Raw genomic sequence first — 717 nt, forward strand, 5'->3', positions numbered from 1 at the left:
GCAGGGCATTTGTCACTTCAGCACCGTAGTGCCTCGTCATCACACCTCAGCGTTAGTAACGTTCCGGATTTACCTGGAACATCCGCCTACATGCTTAAACCGGGACAACCGTCGCCCGGCCAACATAGCCTTCTCCGTCCCCCCTTCGCAGTAACACCAAGTACAGGAATATTAACCTGTTTCCCATCGACTACGCCTTTCGGCCTCGCCTTAGGGGTCGACTCACCCTGCCCCGATTAACGTTGGACAGGAACCCTTGGTCTTCCGGCGTGCGGGTTTTTCACCCGCATTATCGTTACTTATGTCAGCATTCGCACTTCTGATACCTCCAGCAACCCTCACAGGCCACCTTCAACGGCTTACAGAACGCTCCCCTACCCAACAACACATAGTGTCGCTGCCGCAGCTTCGGTGCATGGTTTAGCCCCGTTACATCTTCCGCGCAGGCCGACTCGACCAGTGAGCTATTACGCTTTCTTTAAATGATGGCTGCTTCTAAGCCAACATCCTGGCTGTCTGGGCCTTCCCACATCGTTTCCCACTTAACCATGACTTTGGGACCTTAGCTGGCGGTCTGGGTTGTTTCCCTCTTCACGACGGACGTTAGCACCCGCCGTGTGTCTCCCGTGATAACATTCTTCGGTATTCGTAGTTTGCATCGGGTTGGTAAGTCGGGATGACCCCCTAGCCGAAACAGTGCTCTACCCCCGAAGATGA

The 717-nt window shown here is 54.4% G+C and carries 1 rRNA gene; it reads right to left on the reverse strand.

The features are described from left to right. Window positions 1–717 (reverse strand): 23S ribosomal RNA (locus tag ABLV11_RS07025); the annotation flags it as partial.

The sequence above is a fragment of the Klebsiella sp. GW_Kp181 genome (assembly GCF_040062315.1).
Taxonomy (GTDB): domain Bacteria; phylum Pseudomonadota; class Gammaproteobacteria; order Enterobacterales; family Enterobacteriaceae; genus Klebsiella; species Klebsiella oxytoca.